This window comes from Mesorhizobium sp. C089B (assembly GCF_030323125.1).
Classification (GTDB): domain Bacteria; phylum Pseudomonadota; class Alphaproteobacteria; order Rhizobiales; family Rhizobiaceae; genus Mesorhizobium.
Map to the genome: position 1 here is coordinate 485,525 of NZ_CP100469.1, position 20,480 is coordinate 506,004.

At 63.7% G+C, this 20,480-nt stretch carries 20 protein-coding genes and 1 pseudogene; 5 read left to right on the plus strand and 16 right to left on the minus strand.

Features of this window, described 5'->3' with window-relative positions; genetic code table 11:
- Positions 1–46 precede the first annotated feature (46 nt).
- The gene (gene gcvA / locus NLY44_RS02415; RefSeq protein ID WP_023805568.1) at positions 47–946 is read right to left on the minus strand and encodes a transcriptional regulator GcvA; all 900 of its coding nucleotides are present in this window, start codon (positions 944–946) and stop codon (positions 47–49) included.
- A gap of 131 nt (positions 947–1,077) precedes the next feature.
- Between gcvA and NLY44_RS02420 the strand changes: the two genes are divergently transcribed.
- Positions 1,078–1,782: an SDR family oxidoreductase gene (locus NLY44_RS02420; RefSeq protein WP_023805567.1), complete on the plus strand. Its 705-nt coding sequence runs from the start codon at positions 1,078–1,080 to the stop codon at positions 1,780–1,782.
- 31 nt (positions 1,783–1,813) lie between these two features.
- On the opposite strand, the gene NLY44_RS02425 is transcribed toward NLY44_RS02420, so the two are convergent.
- From NLY44_RS02425 to NLY44_RS02455, 7 genes and pseudogenes are all read right to left on the minus strand, one after another.
- Positions 1,814–2,716, minus strand: a complete 903-nt coding sequence (locus NLY44_RS02425) for a carbohydrate ABC transporter permease (RefSeq protein WP_023673469.1) — start codon at positions 2,714–2,716, stop codon at positions 1,814–1,816.
- A gap of 1 nt (position 2,717) precedes the next feature.
- Complete coding sequence (locus tag NLY44_RS02430; RefSeq protein ID WP_444849008.1) at positions 2,718–3,617, minus strand: carbohydrate ABC transporter permease; 900 nt, start codon at positions 3,615–3,617, stop codon at positions 2,718–2,720.
- Positions 3,618–3,758: 141 nt separating this feature from the next.
- Positions 3,759–5,084 (minus strand): ABC transporter substrate-binding protein, encoded by a 1,326-nt coding sequence (locus NLY44_RS02435; RefSeq protein WP_023805566.1) that lies wholly within the window; start codon positions 5,082–5,084, stop codon positions 3,759–3,761.
- A gap of 39 nt (positions 5,085–5,123) precedes the next feature.
- Entirely contained in the window at positions 5,124–6,209 is a 1,086-nt protein-coding gene (locus tag NLY44_RS02440; protein ID WP_023689809.1) for an ABC transporter ATP-binding protein, read from the minus strand.
- A gap of 193 nt (positions 6,210–6,402) precedes the next feature.
- Positions 6,403–6,993, minus strand: a complete 591-nt coding sequence (locus NLY44_RS02445) for a DUF922 domain-containing Zn-dependent protease (protein ID WP_023805565.1) — start codon at positions 6,991–6,993, stop codon at positions 6,403–6,405.
- A gap of 52 nt (positions 6,994–7,045) precedes the next feature.
- Positions 7,046–8,322 (minus strand): annotated as a pseudogene (locus NLY44_RS02450) (D-tagatose-bisphosphate aldolase, class II, non-catalytic subunit).
- Complete coding sequence (locus NLY44_RS02455) at positions 8,319–9,305, minus strand: tagatose kinase (protein WP_023712530.1); 987 nt, start codon at positions 9,303–9,305, stop codon at positions 8,319–8,321. The pseudogene NLY44_RS02450 and the gene NLY44_RS02455 overlap by 4 nt, the downstream one beginning before the upstream one ends.
- Positions 9,306–9,515: 210 nt before the next feature.
- Between NLY44_RS02455 and NLY44_RS02460 the strand changes: the two genes are divergently transcribed.
- Both NLY44_RS02460 and NLY44_RS02465 read left to right on the plus strand, forming a co-directional pair.
- Positions 9,516–10,145: a glutathione S-transferase family protein gene (locus NLY44_RS02460; RefSeq protein ID WP_023703088.1), complete on the plus strand. Its 630-nt coding sequence runs from the start codon at positions 9,516–9,518 to the stop codon at positions 10,143–10,145.
- A gap of 145 nt (positions 10,146–10,290) precedes the next feature.
- Positions 10,291–10,539 carry a hypothetical protein gene (locus NLY44_RS02465; RefSeq protein WP_031201948.1) on the plus strand — a complete coding sequence of 83 codons (249 nt, stop codon included), beginning with the start codon at positions 10,291–10,293 and terminating at the stop codon, positions 10,537–10,539.
- Positions 10,540–10,569: 30 nt separating this feature from the next.
- On the opposite strand, the gene NLY44_RS02470 is transcribed toward NLY44_RS02465, so the two are convergent.
- The 8 genes from NLY44_RS02470 to NLY44_RS02505 all read right to left on the minus strand — a co-directional run bounded on the left by NLY44_RS02470 (position 10,570) and on the right by NLY44_RS02505 (position 17,488).
- Positions 10,570–11,067 (minus strand): GNAT family N-acetyltransferase, encoded by a 498-nt coding sequence (locus NLY44_RS02470; protein ID WP_023693790.1) that lies wholly within the window; start codon positions 11,065–11,067, stop codon positions 10,570–10,572.
- Positions 11,068–11,100: 33 nt separating this feature from the next.
- Positions 11,101–11,490: a helix-turn-helix domain-containing protein gene (locus NLY44_RS02475; protein ID WP_023805562.1), complete on the minus strand. Its 390-nt coding sequence runs from the start codon at positions 11,488–11,490 to the stop codon at positions 11,101–11,103.
- On the minus strand, positions 11,490–11,873 hold the full coding sequence (locus NLY44_RS02480) for a type II toxin-antitoxin system RelE/ParE family toxin (RefSeq protein WP_460221707.1): 384 nt from the start codon (positions 11,871–11,873) through the stop codon (positions 11,490–11,492). The genes NLY44_RS02475 and NLY44_RS02480 overlap by 1 nt, the downstream gene beginning before the upstream one ends.
- An 84-nt stretch (positions 11,874–11,957) precedes the next feature.
- On the minus strand, positions 11,958–12,974 hold the full coding sequence (locus NLY44_RS02485; protein WP_023693787.1) for an ABC transporter permease: 1,017 nt from the start codon (positions 12,972–12,974) through the stop codon (positions 11,958–11,960).
- Complete coding sequence (locus NLY44_RS02490) at positions 12,971–14,602, minus strand: sugar ABC transporter ATP-binding protein (protein ID WP_460221708.1); 1,632 nt, start codon at positions 14,600–14,602, stop codon at positions 12,971–12,973. The genes NLY44_RS02485 and NLY44_RS02490 overlap by 4 nt, the downstream gene beginning before the upstream one ends.
- A gap of 171 nt (positions 14,603–14,773) precedes the next feature.
- Entirely contained in the window at positions 14,774–15,721 is a 948-nt protein-coding gene (locus NLY44_RS02495) for a substrate-binding domain-containing protein (protein WP_023693785.1), read from the minus strand.
- Positions 15,722–16,127: 406 nt separating this feature from the next.
- Positions 16,128–17,135 carry an aldo/keto reductase gene (locus tag NLY44_RS02500; RefSeq protein ID WP_023693784.1) on the minus strand — a complete coding sequence of 336 codons (1,008 nt, stop codon included), beginning with the start codon at positions 17,133–17,135 and terminating at the stop codon, positions 16,128–16,130.
- A 26-nt stretch (positions 17,136–17,161) separates the two neighbouring features.
- Positions 17,162–17,488, minus strand: coding sequence for a hypothetical protein (locus NLY44_RS02505; protein WP_156935570.1), 327 nt, complete (start codon positions 17,486–17,488; stop codon positions 17,162–17,164).
- A 45-nt stretch (positions 17,489–17,533) separates the two neighbouring features.
- Here NLY44_RS02505 and NLY44_RS02510 point away from each other — a divergent pair, with 45 nt between their 5' ends.
- Both NLY44_RS02510 and ligD read left to right on the plus strand, forming a co-directional pair.
- Entirely contained in the window at positions 17,534–17,758 is a 225-nt protein-coding gene (locus NLY44_RS02510) for a hypothetical protein (protein ID WP_023699154.1), read from the plus strand.
- Positions 17,759–17,874: 116 nt separating this feature from the next.
- A complete protein-coding gene (ligD, locus tag NLY44_RS02515) occupies positions 17,875–20,361 on the plus strand; it encodes a DNA ligase D (RefSeq protein WP_023805561.1) in 2,487 nt (828 codons plus the stop codon).
- Positions 20,362–20,480 lie beyond the last annotated feature (119 nt).

A 20,480-nucleotide genomic window follows, 5' to 3' on the forward strand; every position in this document is an offset into this window, starting at 1 on the left:
CGGCCAAGCTGCGGATCTCCCGCCTTGCGGGGAGATCGGCTATCCATCACAGCCGCGCCGCATCGCCCTCATCCAGCAGCCATTGCCGCACGGCTTGCGTCGGTTCTGGGTGCCGTTGCTTGCGCGGCATCACGACATAGAAATCGTGCGTCCCACGCATCTCTGCGTTGATCGGCTGCACCAGCCGGCCGGCGGCAATGTCGGCAGCGACGAGAAACCGGCTGGCCAGCGCGATGCCCTGGCCGGCAATGGCGGCGTCGATCGCGAGGCCTGTCTGGTTGAAGCGCATGCGTTTGGCCTCGGTGGCCATCTTCAGCCCGAGCGCTCTCTCCATGAATTCCGGCCACAGATTGTGCGCGTCGTGCAACAGGACGTGATGCTGGATATCGGCCGCCGCGATCTCGTTCGCGCCGGTCGGCAGCAGGGCAGGGCTGCAGATGGCGATGATCTGCTGTGGAAACAAAAGATCCACCATCAGGCCGGCGCCGGAGGGCAGGCGGCCTTGCCTGACCGCAATGTCGACGCCATCGGCCTGAAAACTCGACAGGCTTTCGCTGGCCAGGATTCGCAAATCGACCAGCGGGTTGTGCGCGACGAACTCCGGCAGTTTGGGGATCAGCCATTTGGTGGCAAAGCTCGGCGTGACGCTGATCGTCAGCCGCGCCGGTTCGGGCCGCAGCAGCAAGGTGGCCTCCGAGATCAGCTCGAAGGCGCGGCGGATGTTGGGCATATAGGCGCGGCCCTCATCGGTCAGCGCCAGGCCGCGCGGCAGCCGGTCGAAGAGTTTTGTGCCGAGATCGGCCTCCAGCCCGCGTATATGCTGCGCCACCGCCCCTTGCGTCACGTTCAGCTCTTCGGCGGCGATGCGGAAGTTGAGATGACGCGCGGCGGCTTCGAAGGCACGCAGCGCATTCAATGGTGGCAGGCTCAGGAAGGCTTCAGGCATGCAGGAGTTTTTCTACAGCTTGATTTCAGGCTTTCTGGTTCGAACCAGATGGCAAAACCGTTTATAGCATTGCTCGAAGGTCGGAAACATGGGCTTCAGAGTCCCGCCAACCCGTGCGAAGGAAAATCGAGATGAGTGTAGAAAAAGTAGCAGTCGTCGTCGCCGGTGGCAGCGGTATGGGCGCGGCGGCGGCCAAGCGGCTGGCGGCGGACGGGTTCAAGGTCGCGATCCTGTCGTCCTCCGGTAAGGGCGAGGCCTTGGCGAAAGAGCTTGGTGGCCTCGGCGTCACCGGCTCCAACCAGTCGAATGACGATCTGCAGCGGCTCGCCGATCTGACGCTCGAGCGCTACGGCCGCATCGACGTGCTGGTCAACAGCGGCGGCCACGGGCCACGCGCGCCGATCCTCGAGATCTCGGACGAGCAGTGGCACACCGGTCTCGACGTCTATCTGATGAACGTCATCCGGCCGGTGCGCATCGTGGCGCCGCAGATGGTCAAGCAGAGGGCTGGCGCCATCATCAACATCTCGACCGCCTGGGTGGTCGAGCCGAGCCCGATGTTCCCGACATCCGCCGTGTTCCGCGCCGGGCTTGCCGCCTACACCAAGATCTTCGCCAACACCTACGCCGCCGACAATGTGCGCATGAACAATGTGCTGCCCGGCTGGATCGACAGCCTGCCGGCCACCGAGGAGCGCCGCGACAGCGTGCCGATGCAGCGCTACGGTACGTCGGAGGAGATCGCCGCGACCATCGCCTTCCTCGCTTCCGAAGGTGCGGGCTACATCACCGGCCAGAACATCCGCGTCGACGGCGGCATCATCGGCGCGATCTGACCGCGCCGGTCGCCTTGCGTGAGCCGGCGCGTCACTCCTTCACCGCGCCGGTCATCGACGAGACATAGTGCTCGACGAAGAACGAATAGAGCACCACCACCGGCAGCGAGCCGATCAGCGCTCCCGCCATCAGCGCCCCCCATTCGTAGACGTCGGAGCGCACCAACTCGGTCAGCACACCCACCGGCACGGTCTTGTTTTCCGAGGACTGGATGAATGTCAGCGCGTAGATGAACTCGTTCCATGACAGGGTGAAGGCGAATATGCCGGCGGAGATCAGGCCCGGCACCGAGAGCGGCAGCACGATTTTGGTGAGGATCTGCCACCGGCTCGCTCCGTCTATCAGCGCGCATTCTTCCAGTTCGAACGGGATGGAGCGGAAGTAACCCATCAACAGCCACGTGCAGAACGGCACCAGGAAGGTTGGATAGGTAAGGATGAGCGCGAAGGGCGTGTCGTAGAGCCCGAGGTTGAAAACCATTACCGACAGCGGAATGAACAGGATCGAGGGCGGCACCAGATAGGCGAGGAAGATGCCGAGGCCGACCTGCCGCGCCCCGGAAAACCGCAGCCGCTCGATCGCATAGGCGGCGAACACCGACGCCAGCAGCGACAGGAAAGTAGCGGCGGTCGAGATGATGATCGTGTTGAGCAGCCAGCCCGGATAGGAGGTCTCGAACAGGAGATAGCGGATATGCTCCAATGTCGGATGCACCACCCAGAACGGATTGAACTGCGCATAGTCGGTCATCTCGAGATTGGGCTTAACCGCCGTGATCGTCATCCAGTAAAACGGAAACAACAGCACGAAGACGAACACCAGCAGCGGCAGATAGACCGTCACCACGCGGCGCGGCAGGCTCTGCAGGTAGCCCATGCCGCCTTCGTCGATATCCCCACGTTTCGCCTTCCTTGTCGCGGCCGTCTTGACCATGTCAGTCTCCGCCGCCTTGTTGCCATTTGCGGCGTTGCAGGCCGAAATAGCTGAACAGGATCGCCGCCAGCAGGAACGGGATCATGGCCACCGCGATGGCCGCGCCCTCGCCAAGCTGGCCGCCGGAAATGCCGCGCTGGAAAGACAATGTCGCCATCAGATGCGTGGCATTCACCGGTCCGCCCCGGGTCAGCACGTAGATCAGCTGGAAATCGGTGAAAGTGAACAGCACCGAGAAGGTCATGGTGATGGCGATGATCGGCGTCAGCAGCGGCAGAGTCACATAACGAAACAACTGCCAGCGACTGGCGCCGTCGAGCGTGGCCGCCTCGTAGAGCGACTGCGGAATGGTCTGCAGGCCGGCGAGCAGCGTGATGGCGACGAAAGGAATGCCGCGCCAGACGTTGGCGGCGATAACCGAAGCGCGCGCATTCTCCGGATCGCCGAGGAAATTGATGCGGTGGTCGATCAGGCCCATTTGCTGCAGCGCCCAGGACAGGATGGAGAACTGCGAATCGTAGATCCACCAGAAGGCGATGGCTGACAGTACGGTGGGCACCACCCAAGGCAGCAGGACTATCGCGCGGAAGAACGATTTGAACGGCAGGTTTTCATTGAGAATGAGCGCCAGCCACAGGCCGAGCACGAACTTCAGGATCGAGGCGCTGACCGTGTAGAGCAAGGTGTTGAAGACGGACAGCCAGAAGACGGCGTCACTCCACAGATACTGATAGTTCTCGGTGCCAATGAAGATGCCGGGGCGGCCGATACGGGCATCGGTGAAGCCGAGCCAGACGCCCAGCCCGAGCGGATAGGTCAGGAAGACCAGCAGCAGCGCCGCCGCCGGCAGCATGAAGCCGAAGCCCAGCGCGTTGCGGCTTTCGGAGATCCGCGAAAGCATCGACGGACGCGGCTGGGCGGCAACGGACGGCACGGCCATGAAGGGCTCCTCATCGGGGAATCAGGTCACGGCGTCAACGGCCGCCATGGGATTGTGCGACGGGCCGGGCAGCGCACTAGACGCTGCCCGGCGGTGCCGTGATCAAACGCGGTAGTAGCGGTTGGCGCGCTTCTCCGCCTCCTCCATCGCCTCCTGCGGCGTCGCCTGGCCGGTCACCGCCTTGGCGAACATGTCGACCAGGACATAGTCGGCCATGGTCGCCGCCGAGGCATAGCCGAGCGGCCCGGCATAGCCGTTGGGGCGCAGCGTCGCCGAGGCCTTGGCATAGGCGGCATTGTTCGGGTCGGCCGTCCACACTGGATTGTTGTCGAAGGCCTTCAGCGTCTGGCAGCAATAGCCCGCCGAGGAGGTGATCCAGTCGGTCATCTGCGGATCCTCGAACATGAACTGCAGATAGGCCTTGGCCGCATTGGGGTAGGGCGTGTAGTTGAAGATGACGGCGGTGGTCACCTGGAACAGTTCGACCGATTTCCCGACGGGACCGATCGGCAGGTTGGTGGTGCGGATGTCCTTGGCGATCTCAGCCAGCTTCGGATCGTTGTCCTTGTTGATCTTGGCCGTATTGTAGGCGGAAATGCCGTTGGCGATGACGCCGAGTTCGCCGGCCAGGAAGGCGCGGTTGTTATTGACGTCGAGCCAGCTTTCGGTCCCGGGAATGAAGGTCTTGTAGAGTTCCTGCGCGTATCCGATCGCCTTTAGCGTCTCGGGGCTGTTGATCGCCACCTTGCCGCTCTCGTCGACCATCTGGCCGCCATGGCTCCACAGCAGCCAGTGCGCGTAATTGTTGCCGTCGCCGACGCCGTGGCCGTGCGTGAAGCCGGCCGGATGTCCCTTCGCCTGCAACGCCTTGCAAAGCTCGAGGAAGCCTGCCGTGTCCTTCGGAAATTCGGAGAAGCCGGCCTCCTTCACCCAGCTTTCGCGATAGACGATGGCATTGCCGATCGTGGCCAGCGGCAGGCCGACGAACTTGCCGTCCCGCGTCGCATATTGCTTCGGTCCGTCGTGCCATCCGCCATATTTCGAGCCCAGATACTCGCCGAGCTCGGTCACGTCGTGCAGCTTGTCGGGATATTGATGCGGGTCGTCGAACCAGACGAACATGAGGTCCGGGCCGGAACCGACATTGGCGGCGACCGCTGCCTTGGGGCGAATGTCCTCCCAGCTTTCCTTGTCGACACGAACCTCGACACCTGTCGCCTCGGTGAAGCGCTTGGTGTTGGACAGCCATTGATCCTCATCGCCCTTGACGAAGGGCGACCAGCGCAGCAGCCGCAGCTTTGCGCCTTCCTCGGGCTTGTATTTCAAGCCCTCCTGGGCAAAAGCCGGCGAGCCGACGAACCGGCTTCCCAGAGCTCCCGCCGCGGCACCTGCGGTCGTGCGGATTACATCGCGTCTCGTGAATTTCATGGTCGTCTCCTCCGGTTTATCTTCCTTGCTATGCGGTCCTTACCATCCGTTACGCGTTTCAAATCGTGTTCCGGTCTTGCCGTCAAAGAGATGAATCAGGCCAGGCGCGGCAGAGAGCCGTATGGATTCGCCCGGTGTGAAGGCATGGCGTTCGCGGAAATTGGCGACGATCTCGTCGCCGCCGGCGGTGCGGCCAATGATCTGCACTTCCGACCCGGTCGGCTCGACCACCGCGACGGTGACTGGAATGCCTTGGTCTGACGATAGCCGCAAATGCTCGGGCCGTATTCCCAGCACCACCGGATGACCGTTGCCAACGGCCGGCGCGCCGGCCAGCGGCACGGAAATTCCCCCGGCGCCGCGAAAGGACGGAGACCCGTCGGTGACGATCTCGCCCTTGATCAGGTTCATGGCGGGCGAGCCGATGAAACTGGCGACGAAGAGATTGTTTGGCCTGTCGTAGAGCTCCAGCGGCGGTCCGATCTGTTCGACGATGCCGTCATGCATGACGACGATCTTGTCGGCCATGGTCATGGCCTCGATCTGGTCGTGGGTGACATAGACTGTGGTCGTCTTGAGCCGCTGGTGCAGTTCCTTGATCTCGGCGCGCATCTGCACCCTGAGCTTGGCGTCGAGATTGGAGAGCGGTTCGTCGAACAGGAAAACCTGTGGATCGCGCACGATCGCCCGGCCCATGGCGACGCGCTGGCGCTGGCCGCCGGAAAGCTGGCGCGGATATCGCGTCAGCAATGGCACCAGCCCGAGGATTTCGGCGGCGCGCTGAATGCTGGTAGCGCAATCGGCCTTCGAAACACCTTTGAGCATGAGCGAGAACGCCATGTTCTCGGCGACCGTCATGTGCGGGTAGAGCGCGTAGTTCTGGAACACCATGGCAACGTCGCGCTCTTTCGGCGCAACGTTGTTGACGACCCGATCCCCGATCGCGATCTCGCCCCGAGAAATCTTTTCCAGGCCGGCGATCATCCTGAGAAGGGTCGATTTTCCGCAACCCGACGGGCCGACCAGCGTGACGAATTCGCCGTCGTCGATATCCACACTGACGCCATGCAGGACCTCGACGGTCCCGAACGATTTGTAAACATCGCCGATCGCGACAGACGCCATCGATCTCCTCCCGAATGCTTCTTGCGACGCCCCGAAGGAAACCGCTCCTCTCCCGCCTCGCGACCGTCTCCCATTCCCCAACAGGTCGCGTGACGATCAGACGGTAGCGCTACCAAGCCTGCCTGTAAAGCGGCCATGCGGCCGGTGCTCTTGTCGTTCGGAACACCGGCGCAATGACCGGTTCGCCGGCAAACTACCCCCCATTCACAAAAGCCAGCACCAGCTTCTGCAGGTTTCCGCCGGGGCCGAATTCGACCCGGTCGAAGTCGCGGCTCGCCTGCCGCTGAGCCAGCGAGATCTGGGCGAGTTGCCTCGTCAGCTCGGTTCTGATCTTGCTGCAGGCGGGGTCATCAGTAACGGTCAGGCCGACGCTCACCGCCTCGATCTTGCGCACCATCTCGGCGATGGCTGCGCCATGCACTCTCTCGTGGGAGGCGAGCCCGGCGATGAACACCGTCCAGTTCTTCTGGACGGAAGCCGGCAACGGTTCGGCCGGCTTCGGCAAGGTGTAGGTGATGATCAGTTTCGGGCGCGCCGATTTGAGCACGCAGGCGTCGCCTTGCGGCCTGTAGTCCCTGGTCCAGGTCAGCTTGAAATTGGTGTGCGCGATGACCCGGCCCTTGCCGAGCAAGGGGCCGGCTTCACCGATCGCGGCATAGAGTTCCGGGCCGGTCCGCCCTGCGATGGCGTAGGTCTCGACCTTTTCGACCGGCTTCCAGTCGGCGCGTGCCGGCGACGCCAGCAGAGAGGCCGCGAACAGGAGAAAGAACATGGCTGGTTTCATGGAGACGTCAGAGACACTGGGCTGAGGCAAAGATCAACCCGGCGCAATGCACTCAGGTCCCACGGCAGGCCGCGTCATAGTCGGCCAGCACCTGATCGACAGCTTCGAGAAGGATAGCCTCGGGATTGCCCACCGGCCCGAGTTCGGCCGGCAGCGCCGGCAGGAATTGCCGCATCAGCGTTTCGGGAATGGCAACGTCGTCCAGCGCCTTGCGCAGGCGCTCGACGGCCGCGACAGCGGTGGGGTTGCTCCAATAATAGCGGATGCGGTCGCTGTAGCTGTAATGCCGCTGCACATAGAGCTCTGCTTCATTGCCATGATAGTGGCTGTGCCAATGGCCGGGGGCTGCCAGCATCGCGCTTTCCATGGTCCGGGCGAGCGACCGGTCGCCATAGTCCCTGGCCATTTCGGAGGCGATCAGGTCGAGCCCGTAAAGCGCCTCGCGCAAGGCGAAGGTCAGGCTGGGGCCGACCTTGAGGATGGGAAAGCCGTTTGCGACCAGCTCGGTCAAAGCCGCACGGCTCTGGTAGTCGGTCGAATGCGCCTCGTAGACGAGCGACGGCTGCTCATCGAGCAAGCCGGTCAGGCCCTTGGATTTCTCGGGCGCGTAGGCGACGACGTTCTGGCTGCCGAATTCCACGCCCGGCTGCACCACCACGGCCATGACGCGGCCGAAGGCCTCCGTCAGCCCCTCACGGGCAAAGATCTCCCGGTGAACCTCGATCGTGCGCCGCGCCGCCGCCGCCTCGGTCGGCTTCAACTCGCTGATCGCGTGGTCGACGCCGCCGGGGCGGGGACTTCGGTGCCGATGATGTAGACCGGCAAGGTGCTGCCTGCGGCGTGCGCGCCCGTTTCGGCCGCCTTTGCCAGTCGCGCGGCCCGGGTGGCGATGGTCTCGTCGTCAAGCGCCGCCGGCTCGCCGGCGCAGCCCATCGATGCGTCGAGATGGATCTTGGTGAAGCCGGCCGCGATATAGGCGCCGACCATGGCCTCGGCCTTGTCCATCGCCTGCGCCGCCGGCTCTGCGCGCCACGGGTTCGGTCCCAGATGGTCGCCGCCGAAGATGATGCGCGAGGCTTCCAGCCCCTCGCGACAGGCGATCTCCAGCACGAAGGCGACGAACAGCGCCGGGGTCATTCCGGTATAGCCGCCGAACTGGTTGACCTGATTGCAGGTTGCCTCAATCAGCAGGTTTTTCTCCCTGTCGGCAACGGCGCGCCTGATCGCCGTCTGGATCACCAGCGGATGCGCGGAGCAGATCGAGGTGATGCCGTAGGGCGAGCCGTTTTTGCGCGCGCTGGCGAGGCCTGCAAGCGGGTTGGCGCTCATGTCCGTCTCGCTGTTCCCTTGATGAATTGGTCAAGCGCATCGAAGCCGGCGGTGCCTTCCATCGGGCCGCGCCGGGTGATGTTGCGGGCGCCGGCGGCATTGGCATAAAGCAGCGCCTTGCCGGGCTCCATCCCCTGGCGGCGGCAAGTCAGGTAGGTGGCGCCAAAGCAGTCGCCGGCGCCCGTCGGGTCGACTTCCTCGACTTGGAAACCGGCGCAGTCGATCCTGGCGCCGTCGGCGCCGAACCAGGAAGAGCCGTCAGCACCGCGCTTCAGCACGATCTCGCCGACGCCCCTGGCAAACAGCGCCGCCACCGCCTGATGCTCGTCATCGACGCCCGCCGTAGCGAGCAATTCGTCGCCGGACGGCAGCAGCAGGTCGGCATCGTCGATGAGGGCGGAAAACAGTGCGCCGTCGGAGCCGTCGATCAGCTCCTTGCGCACATTCGGGTCGAATGAGGTCGAGCCGCCGCGGGCACGAACCGCCTGCACTGCGTAGCTGACGATCTCCTTCAGCCCTGCCACCGACAGCGTCGATCCCATGATATGCAGATGGCCGGCCCTGTCCGCCAGCAGGCGCGCAGCAGTGGTCAGGTGGATCTGCCCGGCGGCGGATTCGGCGATGTTGTAGACGAAGTCCCTGATACCATCGGGCCGGTAGCGCACGAAGGCGCATCCCGTCGGGAAGCGGTCGCTAATATCGACGGCTGAGACGTCGACGCCGTCGAGCTCCAGCCTGTCCAGGTTGAGCGTGCCGAAATCGTCGCGGCCGACGCAGCCGATAATGCCGGCGCCGCCTCCCAGCCGGGCGACCTGATCGATGAAGATCGCCGGCGCACCGCTGGGGAATGGCCCGACAAGCGATTGCGGCTCGAGGAAGCCGAAACCCAGTTCCGTCGCCATGATCTCGACCAGGATTTCGCCGGCGACAATCGTTGGCCCCACGGCCTCGGCGGCGATCTCGCTTCGGCGCGAAAGGCTCATGCTTGCGATTCCTCTCACACGCAAACTGATTGCTTGCCCGCGCAGTTATCCGACGCAAATGTTTATCGGGTAAATCGCACATACAGCGAAGTCAATAAAACTCTACATGCGTATAGTTTATCTGTTTCCGCGCGTACACATTGCAGGATTCGGGTGGCTGGGATCGTGGCACCGTGCAAATCAGGCGTCGACCGCAGCGAAAGGACAGCCATGCTCACGCTTCATGATTATTTGCCGTCGCAAAACGGTTGGAAGGCGAGGGTCGTGCTCGGCCTGCTCAACATTCCCTATGAAAGCCGCCTGGTGTCGATTTTCGAGGGCGAGAGCCACACCGACGCCTTCCTGAAGCTCAACCCGGCCGGCGCCGTTCCTGTGCTCGAACTCGAGGATGGCCGTGCGATCGCCGAATCGAATGCGATCCTCATTTATCTCGCCGAAGGCACGCCCTTGCTGCCGGCGGATCGCTATGTCAGCGCGAAAGTTATGCAATGGCTGTTCTTCGAACAGTACCATGTCGAGCCGGTCATCGGCTCCCTGCGCTTCTGGACGCTGGCCGGAAGGCTGGAGCGCAACCAGGCGACGCTTCCGGCCAAGCGCGAAGCCGGCGCCCGCACGCTGGCAGCGCTGGAGCGGAGCCTGAACGACACGCCGTTCCTTGTCGGCGACATGCTCACCATCGCCGACATTGCTGTCTATGCCTACGGCCACCGTGCCGAAGATTGCGGCTTTGCGCTGGCGGCTTATCCGGCGGTTCGTGCCTGGACGGGCCGGGTACGCGACGCCATCGGTCCCGGCTATCCCGTGCATCTCTACAGCATCGATCGGCATTCGGCTGCTTGAAGGCAAAAGGCGCGTTCACCTTGCTTAGTCGAAAAGAAGACCCAGATTCTGCTTTGTCGGCGGCTTTCGCTTGCAATCCGTTGACTGGATGGCCGGATCCCGGCGTCAACTCGACGACCGGCCGGCACTTAGCATGGAGGTGACCATGACACGCGACGACATCATTTCGGTGTTGGGGCCGGTAGACGAGGCGGTCATAGCCGACATCGCGCTGACCGGCGCCACCCTTCAAGAACTGCGCGAGGCGTTCGCCTGGCTCGGTGCCGACGAGGCGCTGGTCAACGAGGGCCGCCCCTTGCCGGGAACGAAGGTGGCGCGGCTGATCGAACTCCTCGATATGCCGGACGACGAGGACGGTCCACAGGCGGTGGCGGCGCAGGGGTTAGGGCAGTAGGGCCCTGACTACTGCGGTTTCCCATTCACTTCACGCCCTCGACAGCAGCCGGCGCATGATCAGCGAGGCATGGCCGGCGACGCCGTGCGCGGCCGGGCGGTGTTCGACCACCTCGAAACCGTGCTTGCGATAGAAGGCGATCGCCCGGTCGTTGCCCTCGATCACTTCCAGCGCAATGCTGGGGATGCCGGCATGCGCGACAAGCACCGCGTGCAGCAGGTCGGTGGCGAGCCCGCTGCCGAACTCTGACTTGTCGATGTGCAGCCGGTCGAGCAGGACATCGCCACGATCGTCCATCGCCGCCATCGCGTAGCCGGCGATCGAACCGTCCGGCCGTTCGGCCACGAACGACATCTTGTTGTCGTCCAGAAGTTCGGCTGCCAGCCGCTCGGGCGCATGCTTGTCGTCCGAGAGGCGTGCCGTGGTCTCGGGTCCCAGGATCGGCGAATAGGTGCGCCGCCAGGAGTCTCCCAGCAGCCGCGACACCGACGGCACGTCCTTTGCGGTCATGGTTCTGATCTCGGTCATGGCTGTGCCATCATGCCAAGCTCGCGCCGGCAATCAAGCTACACGACGCGCGATCTGCTTCTTCGTCGTCTTGGTGCGATCTGGGCTGCGCGACGTTTCTGCGAGACGTACATCACCCAATCCTGCCAACACCACCGGAGCATGGTCCTTGAATCTGACGACAAGGTCGAGTTCGCCCCCGAGAGCCTTAACGTAGCCGCGCAAGGTCGACAGAAGAAAATCCGACCGCTTTTCGAGCTGGGCAACGGAGACCTGTTTCTTGCCCAACTTGCGGCCGACATGCTCCTGTGTGAGTGCCCGAGCCTTGCGAAGCTGCTGAAGGGTTTCAAACTCCTCAAGCAGCTCCCTGGTACGGAGGTCGGACGCCTTGATCAGTTCGGGAGACATCGTTTCGGCAAATACGTCATCGGCGGAAATGGCCATCACTTCTTCTCCTTCTTGTGCCCTTCCTTGGCAGTTTTCTGCCCCTCTTTCACGCGCTTTAAATGGACGTCGAACCTCTTATCGGCGATCTCGATCAGCTTCTTGTAGAAGCGCTTCTCGTTGACGCCCGATTTATCTCCCGCAACAAGGAAAATGGCCTTTCTCTCAGGATCGAACGCGAACGCCACTCTCCACACGCCATCAGCAGCATCGAACCGCAATTCCTTCATGTTCGCGTGCCTTGAGTCGTTCAGCGTATCGACCCTCGGCCTGCCATAAGACGGACCCAGCTGCTTCAGAACATTTGCCAAAGCACGGATTTCGACCTTTACGTCGTCCTTCAGCTTGGAGAATTCCGTTCTGAAGTCATCATCGAATTCCACAATCCATGTCATTAAAGATAGCTTTCACCTTATATAATGTCAAGTGAATGTCATGGACGACATTATCTCGGTGTGCCGAAATCCTTACCGCCTCACCCGCGACTTCAGCCAACGATCGAAGGCCACGGCCAGGATCAGGATCAGGCCAATGACGATGCTTTGCGTGTAGGACGAGACATTGTTGAACTGCAGCCCGTTCTGCAGCACGCCGATCAGTGCAGCGCCCACCACCGTGCCGCCGACCGAGCCGATGCCACCGAATAGCGAGGTGCCGCCGATGACGACGGCGGAAATCACCGTAAGTTCGTAACCGATCCCGGCTACGGCTTCGGAGGAGTTGAGCCGTGCTGACAAAACGAAGGCCGCCAGCCCGGCGAAGAAGCCGACGATGACATAGACCGAGATCAGAATGCGGTCGACGCGCAGGCCCGACAGGCGTGCGGCCTCGGCATTGCCGCCGACGGCATAGACGGCGCGGCCATAGCGCGTATAGCGCAGCACGATGTGGCACAGGATGGCCGCCGCCGCGAAGATGATCGCCGGCACCGGCACCGGTCCGATGAGCCCGGTGCCGAACCAGCGCATCGAGGCGTCGAAACCGGAGATCGGTCCGCCATTGGAGATGGTCAGCGTCAGGCCGCGAAACACGGTGAGCCCACCCAGCGTGACGACGAAGGGCGGCACTTTCAGCCGGGTGATGGCAAAGCCCTGGACGCCGCCGGCCAGCGCCCCGACAGTGACGGCGGCAAGCAAGGCGGCGAACCAGCCATAGCCTTGCGTGCCCGTGGTCGACAGCGACAGCGTGTTGGCGGTGCCGCCCTTGGCCACCACCGCGGCCACCATGCCGCAGAAGGCGAGCAGTGAGCCGACCGACAGGTCGATGCCGGCAGTGAGGATGACGAAGGTCATGCCGAGCGCGATCAGCCCGGTGATCGAGATCTGCCTCAAAATGTTGAACAGGTTGATTGGATCGATGAAGCTCGGCTTCAGCACGGTGAAGATGACGATCAACACCGCCAGGAACATCAGCGGCCCAAAACTCATCAGAAGCCGCGCGATGTTGATGCCGCTGCGCTGGGTCTGTTCGGTGGTGCTGGTCATTGCGTTGCGTCCTGCTTGCGGTCGAGCGCCATCAGTTCCATCAGTTTTTCCTCGGTCGCTTCGATGCCCGGCATTTCGCCAGTGATACGGCCGCGCCGCATCGTAACGATGCGATCCGACACTGCCAGCACCTCCGGCAGTTCCGACGAGATCATCATGATGGCGATGCCGCGCGCAGCCAACTGGACCAGGATCTGGTGCACTTCGGCCTTGGCGCCGACATCGACGCCGCGCGTCGGCTCGTCGACGATCAGTACTTTCGGGTCGCGCGCCAGCCAGCGGGCCAGGATCACCTTTTGCTGATTGCCGCCGGACAGGCCCTCGATCGCCTGCTCGGGCGAGGCCATGCGGATCGACAGTGCCTTGCGATAGCCGGCCAGCGCCTCGCGCTCGCGCCGTTCGGCCATGAAGCCGGCCCCATTGCTGTAGCGGCCGAGCGAGGCGATCGAGAAATTGTTGAGAATGCCCAGTGCTGCAAAGATCGCCTGGTGCTTGCGGTCTTCCGGCACCAGCCCGATGCCGAGTTTGATGGCGTCTGCGGGGGAGGCCGGGGCGATCGGCTTACCGTCGAGCGCAATCGTGCCGGCGGCGATGCGGTCGGCGCCGAAAATGGCGCGGGCAAGCTCGGTGCGGCCGGAACCGACGAGGCCGGCAACGCCGAGGATTTCGCCGGCCTTCAGATCGAGGTTGACGCCTTCGAGTACGATGGCATGCGGCGCCAACGGGTCGCGTACCGTCCGCAGCCCGCGCACCGAGAGCCTGACCTCGCCGGCGACATCGCGCTGCGTCGGCCGCGCGTAGAGCTCGGAGGCGGCGCGGCCGACCATCTTCTCGATGATCTTCGGGATCTGGATCGGCTGGCCGTCACGGTCGAGATGACCGGCCAGCCTGCCATCCCGCAGCACGGTCATGCGGTCGCAAATGGCGGACGCTTCCTCCAGCCGGTGGGTGACGAACATGATGGCGACACCGTCCTTGCGCAGCCTGTCCATGATCGACATCAGTTTCTGCACCTCGGTCTCGGTCAGCGCCGAGGTCGGCTCGTCCATGATGATCAGGCGGCTTTCCAGCGACAGAGCGCGGGCGATTTCGACCAGCTGCTGTTCGGCTACCGACAGCGAGGACACCGGCGTCGCCGGATCGATGTCGAGACCGACGCGGGCGATGATCGCGCGCGAGGCGTCCTCCATCCTGCGCCAGCTGACCAGCCCGAGCGGCCCGAGCGGCGCGCGGCCGATGAAAATGTTTTCCGCAACCGTCAGCGTCGGGATCAGGCTCAGTTCCTGATAGATGGTGACGATGCCATGCCGCTTCGCATCCTGCGGACTGGACGGCGCGTAGTCGGCGCCGTCGAAGACGATGCGGCCGCTTGACGGCGGCATCACGCCGGACAGGATTTTCAACAGCGTCGACTTGCCGGCGCCGTTCTCGCCGAGCAGGCCAAGGATCTCACTGGGCCGCACCTCGAGCGAAACGTCGATGAGCGCGGTGACGCCGGAAAAATGCTTGGTCACGCCTTCGACGGAAAGGAGCGGTGGCGATGATGCGGTGGGTTCAACGGCGGACAAGCATTGCTCCCGGATTGCGATAGGCAGCGGGACAGCGCCCCCCTCTGTCCTGCCGGACATCTCCCCCACACGGGGGGAGATCAGCAGTTTTGCCGGCAGCACTATTTCTATAACGTTGGCGATTGGCGAAAGCAGACGTGACGGCCAATCTCCCCCCAAGTGGGGGCGGTGTCCGGCAGGACAGAGGGGGGCGCGACAGAGCGCGACCTCCACCCGTCATGGGCCCTACTCTCACTTCGTCTCGTTCAACCTCTCCGCCTTGTCGAGATTGTCCTTGCCGATGACGATCGGCGTCAACAGCACCAGCTTCTCCTTCGGCTGGGTCTTGTCCCTGGCGAAGGCGACCGCTATCTGCACCGCCTTGCGCGACTGTTCGCCGGGGAACTGCTCGACCGTGCCGGCGAGCTTGCCGTCGCGCACGGCGACCAGCGCTTCCGGCAGCGCGTCGAAGCCGTAGATCTTGACGTCGGTGAAGTTGCGCGCGGCACAGGCTTCGAGCGCGCCGAGCGCCATGTCGTCATTGGCGCAGATGATGGCGTCCGGCTTGCCGTTGGCGGCAAGCCCGGCCTCGGTCACCGACAGCGCTTCGGCGCGGGCGAAGTTGGCGGTCTGCTCGAAGATGATCTGGTACTTGTCCTTGAGCGGATCGAGCACATTGTGGACGCCTTTGTTGCGGTCGATCGCGGGCCCGGCACCCGGCTGGCCCTGCAAATGGAACAGCTTGGCGCCGTTCGGGAACGCCGCCACCATGGCCTGCGCCTCGGCTTCGCCACCCTTGACATTGTCAGCGCCGACATGGGCGAGAATGCCCTCGACGCCGTCGACGCGGCGGTCGATCGTCACCACCGGAACGCCGGCCTTGACCGCTTCCTCGATCGCCGGCGCCAGCGCGTTGACGTCAAGCGGCGAAATCACGATGGCGTTGACCTTCTGCACAAGTGCGGCCTCGATGTCGGCGGTCTGCTTCGGCGCCGAGTTCTGGCCGTCGCTCTCGGTCAGATTGACGCCTTGCGCCTGCGCCTCCGCCTTGATCTCGTTCAGCATGTGCACAAAGAACGGAAAGCCGAGATTGGGCACCGAGCCCAATATGGTCAATTTGTCGGCGGCAAAGGCCATGGGCGCGGCCAGCGCCATGGCGCCGGTCGCCACGGTCGACAACAGGAATTCGCGTCTGTTCATCAGATATCCTCCACATGAACGCAGGAGCCCGAAACCGGGAGCGGCTCGGGACGGTCCTTGCGTCAATTCAAAAATGGAGTGTCCTGTGAACGCCCCGAGGGGACGCGAGGCGCTCCAGCCGGTCCGCCGCAACGTTCTCCTCCGCACGGCGCCGACCGGAGGATGCTAGCCAAGGAAAATCGATTACGCAAGGTGAGGCGAGGGGCTGAAACTGCTAATCTCCCCCTTGTGGGGGAGATGTCCGGCAGGACAGAGGGGGGCGCTGTCCTGCCGACATTGGCCAATTTCACTTACATCTTTGAGCTAACCTCTACGCAGAATACTTGATGCGGGCGATCCTTCGCGCCCCCCTCTGCCTTGCCAGGCATCTCCCCCACGAGGGGGGAGATTGGCAGCTTAGACGCCTCTACCGATCGATCGTCGTCATCACCCGCTCATTGTAGCGCGGCCCTGAGACCTTGCCGGGCGCAAGGGCTGCGTCGAGCGCAGCAGTCTCGGCCGGGTCGAGCTGGATCGCGGCCGCAGCAACATTTTCTTCGAGATACTTGCGCCGCTTTGTCCCCGGGATCGGCACGATGTCAATGCCGAAACCGTCGCCCTTGCCGAGCACCCAGGCCAGCGCGATCTGTGCGGGCTTTGCCCCTTTGGCCGCGGCCACCTCCTGCACCGCAGCCGCAGCCGCGACATTAGCGTCGTAGTTGGCGCCCTGGTAGCGGGGGTCGCCGCGGCGGAAATCGCCTTCCGGATAATCCTCGGCGCGCTTGACGTCGCCGGCGAGGAAACCGCGGCCGAGCGGCGCGAACGGCACCAGGCCGATGCCGAGCTTTTTGAGCAGCGGGATGATCTCCGGCTCCAGATTGCGCTCCCAAAGCGAATACTCGCTCTGCAGCGCCGAGACAGGGTGCACGGCATGCGCACGGCCGATATTCGCCGCGCCCGCTTCCGACAGGCCGAAGAAGCGCACCTTGCCATCGGCAACCAGCCGGCCGACCGTGCCGGCGACGTCTTCCATCGGCACCGCCGGATCGACGCGATGCTGGTAGTAAAGGTCGATATGGTCGGTGCCGAGCCGCTTCAGCGAGCCCTCCAGCGCCTCGCGGATATGGTCGGGCCGGCTGTCACGCTCCGTGCCGACCTGTCTGCCGTTTTCGATGCGGAAGCCGAATTTGGTGGCAAGGGTCACCTCATCGCGCCGGCCCTTCAGCGCCCGCCCGAGCAGTTCTTCATTGGCATAGGCGCCGTAGACTTCCGCCGTGTCGAGGAAGGTACAGCCGAGTTCGATGGCTCGGTGCAGGGTGGCGATCGATTCCGCCTCGTCGGCAGGGCCGTAGGACTGGCTCATGCCCATGCAGCCGAGGCCGATCACCGAGACCTGCAGCCCCTGGCTGCCGAGTTTGCGGGTGCTGAGGGTCATTGCCGTTCTCCTTGGGGCTGAGAAAACTATAGCGGCCGCTCCTCCAGTTTCCATAGCTGTTCGGCGGAAGAACAGCGCTTCCCTTGACAAAACCCAGCCGCAAGCGCCTTTGCTGGCGGCCATTGGGGGCCATGGGGATACCAATGAAGAAGATCTACGAGAAGCCGACGCGGAACCGGCGTCAGCAGCTCTCGCGCGTCACCGCGCTCATAATTCCTTCGGACCACTAACCGAATATTGTCGTCGTCATTGCAAAGCCCACTGCCGAGGCGCAGCGGTTTTTTGCTGCCGCCGGATCGTAGCGCTGCCAGAAGCAGGCGGTCAAAATTGACAGAGCAGCCGATCTCCAGCATCCTTATGCCGCCGCCATGTCTTGCGGTCGTGTGTATGAGTGAGCCATGGCCAGTTCCGTCACCAGCCAGAATTCCAAGCGCGCCGCGGTGCGCAAGGCGCTCGACCGCCACAAGGTCTACGTCACCGCGCAAAGCTTTTCCGGCGGCGTCTACTCGGCCCGCGTGCTGGTCGACGGCGAGGCCTACTGGGTCGACGAGTTCCGGCTGAGCCAGCTCCAGCAAGGGCTGTCCCCGGCCGAGCTAGACCTGACGCCGGCCACCGACGATTGAGTGTGAACGCCGTTCCTTCGCACCGCGCTGGGAAATTTGAAATGTTGGCGGGACAGCACTGTGCAGGAACGCTGCGCAGGGAAGGTTCGTCCGCCGCCGCCGCTCCCGCCTGACCCATGCCAACCCCGCCAACACTCAAGGCCTATCGCGCCAAGCGCGAATTTACGAAGACGCCGGAACCGGCGGGCGGGGTCATTTCAGGCGACGGCAACCGCTTCGTCGTCCACAAGCATCACGCCACCGCCGACCATTACGATTTGCGCCTGCAGGTCGGCGGCGTGCTGAAAAGCTGGGCGGTGCCGCGCGGGCCCTCGCTCAACCCGGCCGACAAGCGGCTCGCAGTCGAGACCGAGGACCATCCGCTCGAATATATCGACTTCGAGGGCGTCATTCCCGAAGGCGAATATGGCGGCGGGCCGATGATCGTCTGGGACACCGGCACCTGGGCACCGATGGACGATGTCGACAAGAGCCTGCGCACCGGCGCCTTCAAGTTCCGGCTGGCCGGCGCCAAGTTGAATGGCGGCTGGATGCTGACCCGTCTGAAGCCCAAGCCCGGCGAAGACAGCGAGAAGAAAAACTGGCTGCTGTTCAAGGAGCGCGATCTCGCCGCCGATGCCGGCCTCGACATCCTGGAAGCGCGGCCGGAAAGCGTGAAGTCCGGCAAGCGGATCGAGGAGCTGGTGGCGCCGCCGAAGAAGCCGGCCCGCCTGCCGCCCAAACCCGGCGCGCTGAAACCCGGCGCGCTGCCCGGCGCTGTCAGGGGCGATCCGCCGTCGCGCATCGAGCCGCAGCTCGCCACGCAGGTGCCGAAGCCACCGGGTGGGCCAGTGGAAGACACAGGTGAACTCTGGTTGCACGAAATAAAATTCGACGGCTACCGTACCATGGCGCATATCGCCGATGGCGAGGTCAGGCTGATCACCCGCGGCGGCATCGACTGGACGAGGCGTTACGGCGACCTGCCGCAGGCATTCGCCCGGCTGCCCCTCAGCCAGGCGATCATCGACGGCGAGATCATGGTGCTGGACGAGAAGGGCATCTCGCGTTTCGCGCTGCTGCAGGATGCGCTGTCGGCGGGTGCGGGCAGCAAGCTCCATTTCTATGCCTTCGACCTGCTGCATCTCGACGGCTGGGACCTCCGCAAGGCGCCGCTCGCAAAGCGCAAGGCCCTGCTCGCCGAACTGCTAGCCGGGCAGGGCGCTAACTCCGCCATCCAACTGAGCGACCATGTCGAAGGCGACGGACAGGGGCTTTACGATCAGGCCTCGATCCTTGGGCTGGAAGGCGTCGTCTCCAAGCGCGCCAACGCCATCTACCAGAGCGGCCGCACGAAGAGCTGGACCAAGGTCAAAGCGCTTGAGACCGGCGATTTCATCATCGCCGGCTACACCGTTTCCGACGCGGCCGAAGGACTGGCGGCAATCGGCATGGCTGAATTCGCGGATGGTGAACTGCACTATCGCGGCAAGGTTGGCACCGGCTTCGATGCCGCGACGGCGGGCGACTTGCTGGCCCGGCTGCAGCCGCTGCGCGACGGCGCGACAGCACCCGAGGGTGTGCCGCGCGAGATCATGCGCGAGATGAAATGGGTGCGGCCGATGCTGTCGGCCCGCATCCACTACGCCAACCGCACGGCCGACAATTCGCTGCGCCACGGTGTGTTTCGCGGCCTCAGGGATGTCGGCCTGTCGACGCCGGTGTCGCCGAAGCGCAAGCGGCTGATCGCCGAAGCCGATCTCGCAACCATCTGGGTGACCAATCCGGAGCGGCGGCTGTTCGGCAAGACCGGACCGACCAAACTCGACATCGCCGTCTATTACGCGCTGGTCGGCGATTTCATGCTGCCGCACATTATGGGCCGCCCGGTGTCGCTGGTGCGCTGCCCGACGGGCCTGCCGAAGGACTGTTTCTTCCAGCGCCACGCCTTCACCGGCATGCCGCCGTCGGTGGTCACTTTTGACGCCACCAACTCCGAAGGTGAAACCAAATCCTATCTGTCGGTCGAGGGAGCAAAAGGCTATCTGGCGCTGGCGCAGTTCGGCGTCGTCGAGTTCCACACCTGGGGCACGCATCGCTTGAGCCTCGACAAGCCCGACCAGATCGTTTTCGATCTCGATCCGGGTGAGGGCATCGCCTGGCGCGAGGTGGTCGAGGCCGCCGTCCACATCAAGGGCGAATTGGAACGGCTCGGCCTGGTGCCGTTCGCCAAGACATCCGGCGGCAGCGGCATCCACATAACCGTGCCGGTGACGCAAAAGCAGAACTGGAAGAAGCTGCACCAGGCGACCAGCGCCATCTCCACGCACCTAGCGGCCACCGCGCCCGACACTTTCACCACCACAATGGGCAAGGAAAACCGCAAGCGCCGCATCTTCATCGACTATCACCGCAACGCGCGCGGCCACACCTCCGCGGCGCCTTATTCGCTGCGCGCCCGCACCAACCTGCCGGCGTCGACGCCGGTGAGCTGGAGCGACCTTGAGACGATCGATGCGCCGCAGGATCTGAACTATTCCTCGCTGCCGGGGTTGTTGGCGACCTCGGGCGACCCCTGGGCGGACATGGAGGATTTCGCGAGGGATTTGCCGGCCTTCAAATAAGGTTTTTCTCCCCATTTCATGGGGGCGAGGAACCCAAGTCCATCGACGCTTCGGACAATTTGAATTATTCTCGGCCTTGGACCTTCAGGGCGACTGGAAGATTTCGCTAGGGATTTGCC